Consider the following 6,799-nt stretch of genomic DNA (forward strand, 5'->3'; position numbering starts at 1 on the left):
ATGAGCAAAATACTATATTGAACTTACTCGTAAGCAATCATCTAATTTTTGAGATTAAGAAACTTATTTATCAAAGCAAAAGGAGAATTTATGTATGAGCAATTGCAAACCAATTGATGAATTAACTATTGAAGACCTAAAACAAAACCCCATTTGGGAATGGGCAATAGATGAAGAGGAAAACGAAGAACATGACGAAACATGGGTAAAACCAGCAGCAACTACTAATTTTACAGAGGAGCTAAACGGTTCAATCGTACTAGGCGAACTATTCTTACATAATGGTGAAAAATTCCCTATGATGTGTGAAATTGACATTGAAAATAACGAGGCAGTAATTCGTTCTGTTGTTTATTATAACGAAGCAGAAAATGAGTATATTGCTATAGAAGATATTGTGAAAACGGTCGAAATGCCGTTATCGATTATTATTAACCTAACAATTCATGCAGAATCCAAAACCTTACGCTTCACTGCACATAAAGTAGATATTTATAAAAATTCAATAACGACTAATTTAAATTAAAGTTGGGCGAAATAAAGAAAACAATTATTAAATAAAGTGAAGCTTTAATCAGTGGGGGTCTTACTGCCCAGCAAATAGCGGGATAAAAACCGGAAAATGATTATCGATTCCCCGGTTTTTCAAACTAGATTAAAGTATTCCCTTTTCTACTAAAGTCTCTGCGATTTGAACTGAATTCCAAGCCGCACCTTTTAATAGGTTATCAGAAACAATCCAGAGGTGGAATCCGTTTGGCATATCAGGATCTTTACGTATTCTTCCGACAAATGTATCTATTTTCCCTTCTGCATATAATGGCATTGGATACAGCTGTTTACTAGGGTTATCCTGCAAAATAACACCTGGTGCATCCATTAATACTTCCTTAATTTCCGTAACGGTTGCTTCTTTTTCCAGTTCTATATAAACTGATTCTGAATGCCCTGATACAACTGGAACACGTACACAAGTAGCTGCCATTTTCAGGTTTTCATCTTCTAATATTTTCTTCGTTTCTTGAATCATTTTTACTTCTTCAAAAGTAAAATCATTGTCTGTAAATATATCTACTTGAGGCAGTACATTAAACGCTATTGGGTAATGTTTTTTATCTTTTTTCGCCGGTAATATATTACTTTTCACTTCTTCACCAGCAAGCATAGACTTAGCCTGCTCTTGTAATTCATGAATCGCATGAATGCCAGAACCCGATACGGCTTGATATGTTGAAACGATAATTCTTTCTAAACCGAATGATTTTCGAATCGGCTGAAGTGCTGTTACCATCTGTAATGCTGAACAATTTGGAACTGCAATGATACCTTTATGCTGCTTTAAAGTATGCGCATTCACTTCCGGAACAACGAGCGGTACACCTTGTGCCATTCGGTACTCACTTGTGTTATCAATTACAATCGCACCACTAGAAACTGCATGAGTTACAAATTGTCTAGATACTTCTCCCCCAGCGCTAAAAAAGGCAATATCTACACCTTCAAAGCTAGTTGTTTTTGCCTCTTTTATAATTATCTCTCGTCCTTTGAATCTTACTTTCTTACCAGCGGATCGTTTTGACGAAAGCAATGTAACTTCAACTATATTAAACTTCATTTCATTCTCTAACAGTTCAATAATTTTTTGCCCTACCGCACCTGTAGCCCCAACAACAGCTACATGATAGCCCTTTTTTTTCATCTTTTCTCCTCCAATATCACCTAAATGAATATTTCTACAATTTCATTTTATACAGAATTTAATCATTTGGAAAATTAAAATACATGATATAATCATTCACAAATCATGATAATAAAAGAGGGATCGCTTATGGAAATGAGACATGTTAAAACATTTTGCGCCATTGTGAAGTATGGTAATTTTTCTAAGGCTGCGCATGCGCTAGGTTATGCGCAATCTACTGTTACAGCACATATGAAAGCTTTAGAGAACGATTTACATATTCCTCTTTTCGATCGGTTAGGGAAAAAAGTGCTACTTACAAAAGCAGGTCATCAATTTCATCCTTATGCATTAGAATTACTTTCAATATATGAAAAAGCGCAAGAAATCCCCCAAAATACAGATTATTTAGAAGGTACATTAAGTATTACATCTAATGAATCATTAGCGGTATACCGATTACCACAATTATTACGTACTTACAAACAGAAAAATCCGAAAGTAAATATCGTACTTGAAACAAACACAAATGAACAAGCATTACAAAAATTACGTGAAGGAGAAACAGACGTTATCTTCATAATTGGAGAAAGTATAGAACATAATGATTTTATTACGCGTACTTTGAGTAATGAAATATTTGGATGGATTTTACCAGATCATTCCGCTGCACATACAAATCCATTCCAGTTATTACAGGACACCCAGTTCATTTTTACAGAACAAAGCTGCGGCTATAGGCCAATGGTAGATCGTTTTTTATGTCAAAGTGGAAATATTCCAGCTAAAACATTTGAAACTTCCAATGTTGAAGTCATTAAACAATCCGTTATGTGTGAGTTAGGCATTTCAATTCTTCCTTATATCGTTGTACAAGAAAGTTGCCAAAAAGGACAACTATGTTTTCAACCTATCGAAACTCCAACAGTTATTCAAAGTTATGTAATCTATCATAAATCTAGATGGATTTCCCCGGTATTACAATCGTTCCTTTCCTTACTTGAACGAGACTAAAATATTAAGACGTACATAGAAAAAGAGTAATTGCCTAATAAGCAATTACTCTCTTTCATTAATTAGTATACTATTTATTAGTCTGTCCCCCACCTGCAATTAATTTACTACCTGAATATGTACCTTTGTTCATAAACACTTGATTAATTAATTCTTTTTGCTCAGCTTCCGACATTACTCCTTTTCCTTCTCCTAAATTCCCACTTTGTAATTTCCAAATCTTATTATGATCCCCATCAACCTTTTCATATTTTCCTTGTTTCCATCGTTCTAAAATTTCTACATATGTACTTCCCTGTACAAGATCATTACTCTTTACAATATCAATTAAGCTTTCAATCCGCTCTTGTGTAATAAAAATATAACCCCACTTTTGATCAGCTTTCGCTTTTTGATGTGCCATTTCATGTAATGCTGTCTGTATGTTCTCATCTGTCCATTTAAAATTTTTATTAAAACCACTATTCGGCAATGAATAATTTCCATTTTCTAAAAGCTTTGCATCTTCTGCTTTTACGTTACTATCAGCTAATACTTCTACTGCTGGAGCAGCTGGTGATGCCTTTTTCGCAGCTGGTTTACTATTATTTAAATAATGCAGCATACCATATGTTAAACCTACTCCAATTACCGCCATACCAGCTATAACACCTATTATTTTCAAAAATGTTTTCATCTCGCTTGTTTCCTCCCAAATATCTCCGTTCTGACTACCTAATTATTTCTTATATAAAAACTGTTACTTCATTCAAAATATCGCATCCCATCCCCTATCATATTATTTATATATACTTCCTCATATTGTATTTCTTTTTCTTTAAAATTGAAAGATTATTCTGTTAAATAATGAAAATATTCTACAAATTTTTCCTTTATATTTATAAAGAAACAAAAAAACAACGAGCGCGTTCTACAACACTCGTTGTTTTTACTTTATGCACGATTTTCTTTTAACCACTTCGTAATAGCATCTAACTTCGAAACATCAAAACGTCTTTCTTCACACACGTTCAAATTTTGTGAGTTTCTCACTATTTCTAATTCATTATTTCTTACACTTTTTGCCTCAATTAATTTACAATACCCATCTGTAACAGTATTTAAATTTTCATAATAACGCTGAAACGATTTTGATATATGTAAATGTTTTTCAAAGTTTCTTCTTCTTTTCGTCTCATCAGATACTTTCCGCTTTCTAAGTTCTTCATCGTTCGTATATAAATAAAAATATTGATCCGGAAAGCCAATTTCCCTATTTATCATCTTTTCTTTATAAAAATTTTCTATTAAAGATAATGGCTGATTAAATATATCAAAATGAAAACACCAATTATAACTAAGTGGCTGATAAATATCGCCATCGAGTATTACTAATTCATATTGCTTTGACTTCTGAACAGCTATATTCCAGCGCTCAACTTGTTTTTCAAAATACCATGTTCTATGTTCATTTTTTGGCCTTTCAAATAAAGAATTCACTTCAGGTATTATATAAGCACCATAATTCTTTTCTAATTCACGGCACGTGGTACTTTTACCAACAGCGCTTGCTCCCTCAAATGCTATTATCCCCATAGTTTCTCCCTCTTTCATTAACTAAAATTTCGTTGTTTCGCTTTTCTTCCCCATAACTTTCTCCATAAAACAATTGAAGCGACAGTGAGCATGATTGTTGTAATGATACTACCTTCAATTCCGAACGTGCCTCCATGCAATGTTTCTGGTCCATTTGTTATAGACTTAAAAATTGGAGTAGAATATACAGTTGTGCCACTAACTGCAAAACCATATACATTATATTGAGCCCAGTTCCAAATTGAGTGCCATGCACATATTCCCCACAGACCGTCTTCTTTCAATACATATAAAGCTGCGAAAACACCCACTAATATTATATTCGATATAGATAATATTGTAATTCCTGGATTAAGTAGATGAAGAAATCCAAATAAAAATGAAGTTACAATTATTCCAACCCATATACGACTTCTAACAGAAAGAACCGGGAATAACCAACCTCGTACAATAATTTCTTCCGTTGCCCCTTGTATTAAAAATGCAACTAGAGATCCTACTATTCCTACTATCACTGTTGAGGTAATATGTTGTACTTGCAATTTCACACTCCCCATTAATAATAGTAGAATAACTGGCGTTGAAATAAATAAAAACCCTATTAACGCACCTTTTAAATACTTTCTCATCCATTTCTCTTTCCAAAAGCCAATGGATGAAAAAGGTCTTTTTTCTACAAAACGAACCCATATAAATAAAATAAATATAGCTCCGCCAAACGTTAACACCATTCTAACATTGTCATAAATACCTTTCATGAATATCGTTTCAGCTTTCGGTAAAAATAACATAAATAACATAAAAAGTTCGCCTAAAGTCAAAAATATAATGGCTAATATTACAGCAAAGACTGGATGGACCTTTTTTCTCCCTGCTTTTGCTGCTTCAATTATTATAAATGAATTATTTTTCACTTTCTTTTCTCCTTTTATAATATTTAACTACCAACAGTAACCAACCATATTTTACCACGAAAAATATATTATTAATATTTACTCTAAGTTTTTCTTACATGATTTTGCATAAATCCCAATTAGGAATAATATATAAATAAAAGAGGTGCCTTTGTGCCTTTACTATTATCACCCAGATTACTCAGTGGTATTACCAGCACTTGCTATTTCCCACCATTTGTTGTAAGATAGTAATTAAGGTCAATTTAACACTATATTTTCTTTGCATATTATCAAGTATCAATCGGGGACAGTTTGTACTCCTTATGGGTTTTTGATAATATGTGAAATTTTATTTTCATTCAAATAAGGCCGATCATATTGTAATTTTTCTACTTTTAGGAGGCATTACCATGACATTAACAGGTAAAGTAAAATGGTTTAACAGCGAAAAAGGTTTCGGTTTCATCGAAGTTGCAGACGGTAACGATGTATTCGTTCACTTCTCAGCTATCACTGGCGACGGCTTCAAGTCTCTTGACGAAGGTCAAGAAGTTAGCTTTGAAGTTGAAGAAGGTAACCGCGGACCTCAAGCTAAAAACGTTGTAAAGCTATAATTCAAACAATAAAAAGGTTGTTACCAGCAAGGTTAACAACCTTTTTAATATATAACTAAAATTTTTTACATAAAAGGAGTGGTTACATGTATCGCAATCGAAAGAACGATGTAGCAGAAGTACCACCAGAACAAACCCCTGTTTGGGAATGTGAATCAGAGGATTGTTTAGGATGGATGAGAAAGAACTTTTCATTTGAAGAAGAGCCTAAATGCCCTTTATGTAAAAGTAGCATGAAAAGCGGAGAACGTTTATTACCTAAATTAGGTTAATTTATAATAAAAAAAACCTCTTTTAATTAAGAGGTTTTTTTTATTATAAATTTATGTCCTCAACATCAGTTCGCACTATAGAATACAATAATGCATCGTGTTGCTTATTTCCTTGATGAATATATCCGCGCAATAGCCCTTCCTTTTGGAAGCCAATTTTAGATAACATTCTACAAGAAGTAACATTTTCAGGATATGTAATAGCTCCAATTCTAAACAAACCTAAATCTTTAAATCCATAATTAATAATTTCTCCAGCTGCTTCTGAAGCATAACCATTTCCCCAATAGCGAGGATGCAGATCATATCCAATCTCAGATCGTTTACTCCATAATTGTAAATTGTTTAGTCCAATTGTTCCTATTAAAACGTTCGTTTCTTTTAACACAATTCCCCATCGTATTGCCTTTTTCTCAAAGTAATTTTTTGAAAAAGATTCGATCATACGTGAAGCTTGTCCAAACTCCGTAAAAGAATTCATACCGTAGTAACACGTCACTTCATCCAATGAAAAGATTTCATATATTTTTTGACAATAAGATTGTTCTATTTCAACTAAACGTAAGCGTTCTGTTTCTAGTATAGGAAATGCCATAGGATCACTCCTTTCTCTCTACTCATTCATTATATCAGAAAAAATATGTATAATTAGTAAAGTCCTTATTGTTCCATAAATCAAACATTTCTAATGGCACATTCTCTCTTAATTCTATATACACGAATTAGATACCTTCTGATTGCACCTCA

General features: G+C 33.0%; 9 protein-coding genes. 4 read left to right on the forward strand and 5 right to left on the reverse strand.

Going from position 1 to position 6,799, the window contains the following annotated elements:
- The first annotated feature begins 94 nt into the window (after positions 1-94).
- The gene (locus tag ACQGSG_RS24915) at positions 95-526 is read left to right on the forward strand and encodes a hypothetical protein (protein WP_000063764.1); all 432 of its coding nucleotides are present in this window, start codon (positions 95-97) and stop codon (positions 524-526) included.
- A 129-nt stretch (positions 527-655) separates the two neighbouring features.
- On the opposite strand, the gene ACQGSG_RS24920 is transcribed toward ACQGSG_RS24915, so the two are convergent.
- Entirely contained in the window at positions 656-1,699 is a 1,044-nt protein-coding gene (locus ACQGSG_RS24920; protein WP_000726549.1) for an aspartate-semialdehyde dehydrogenase, read from the reverse strand.
- A 129-nt stretch (positions 1,700-1,828) separates the two neighbouring features.
- Here ACQGSG_RS24920 and ACQGSG_RS24925 point away from each other — a divergent pair, with 129 nt between their 5' ends.
- Positions 1,829-2,695: a LysR family transcriptional regulator gene (locus ACQGSG_RS24925; RefSeq protein ID WP_000425894.1), complete on the forward strand. Its 867-nt coding sequence runs from the start codon at positions 1,829-1,831 to the stop codon at positions 2,693-2,695.
- Between the two features lie 70 nt (positions 2,696-2,765).
- Here the strand turns inward: ACQGSG_RS24925 and ACQGSG_RS24930 are convergent, their stop codons facing one another.
- The 3 genes from ACQGSG_RS24930 to ACQGSG_RS24940 all read right to left on the reverse strand — a co-directional run bounded on the left by ACQGSG_RS24930 (position 2,766) and on the right by ACQGSG_RS24940 (position 5,184).
- On the reverse strand, positions 2,766-3,371 hold the full coding sequence (locus tag ACQGSG_RS24930) for a PRK06770 family protein (protein WP_000846982.1): 606 nt from the start codon (positions 3,369-3,371) through the stop codon (positions 2,766-2,768).
- Between the two features lie 257 nt (positions 3,372-3,628).
- Complete coding sequence (locus ACQGSG_RS24935) at positions 3,629-4,288, reverse strand: AAA family ATPase (RefSeq protein ID WP_002005064.1); 660 nt, start codon at positions 4,286-4,288, stop codon at positions 3,629-3,631.
- A complete protein-coding gene (locus ACQGSG_RS24940) occupies positions 4,288-5,184 on the reverse strand; it encodes a CPBP family intramembrane glutamic endopeptidase (protein ID WP_000794817.1) in 897 nt (298 codons plus the stop codon). The genes ACQGSG_RS24935 and ACQGSG_RS24940 overlap by 1 nt, the downstream gene beginning before the upstream one ends.
- A 392-nt stretch (positions 5,185-5,576) precedes the next feature.
- Between ACQGSG_RS24940 and cspD the strand changes: the two genes are divergently transcribed.
- A complete protein-coding gene (gene cspD, locus ACQGSG_RS24945) occupies positions 5,577-5,780 on the forward strand; it encodes a cold-shock protein CspD (RefSeq protein ID WP_000176366.1) in 204 nt (67 codons plus the stop codon).
- Positions 5,781-5,866: 86 nt separating this feature from the next.
- Positions 5,867-6,052, forward strand: a complete 186-nt coding sequence (locus ACQGSG_RS24950) for a cold-shock protein (protein WP_000286203.1) — start codon at positions 5,867-5,869, stop codon at positions 6,050-6,052.
- 43 nt (positions 6,053-6,095) lie between these two features.
- Here the strand turns inward: ACQGSG_RS24950 and ACQGSG_RS24955 are convergent, their stop codons facing one another.
- Positions 6,096-6,647, reverse strand: a complete 552-nt coding sequence (locus tag ACQGSG_RS24955) for a GNAT family N-acetyltransferase (protein WP_000885392.1) — start codon at positions 6,645-6,647, stop codon at positions 6,096-6,098.
- Positions 6,648-6,799 lie beyond the last annotated feature (152 nt).

The organism is Bacillus sp. GMa5/1, from assembly GCF_050172015.1.
GTDB classification, from domain to species: domain Bacteria; phylum Bacillota; class Bacilli; order Bacillales; family Bacillaceae_G; genus Bacillus_A; species Bacillus_A cereus.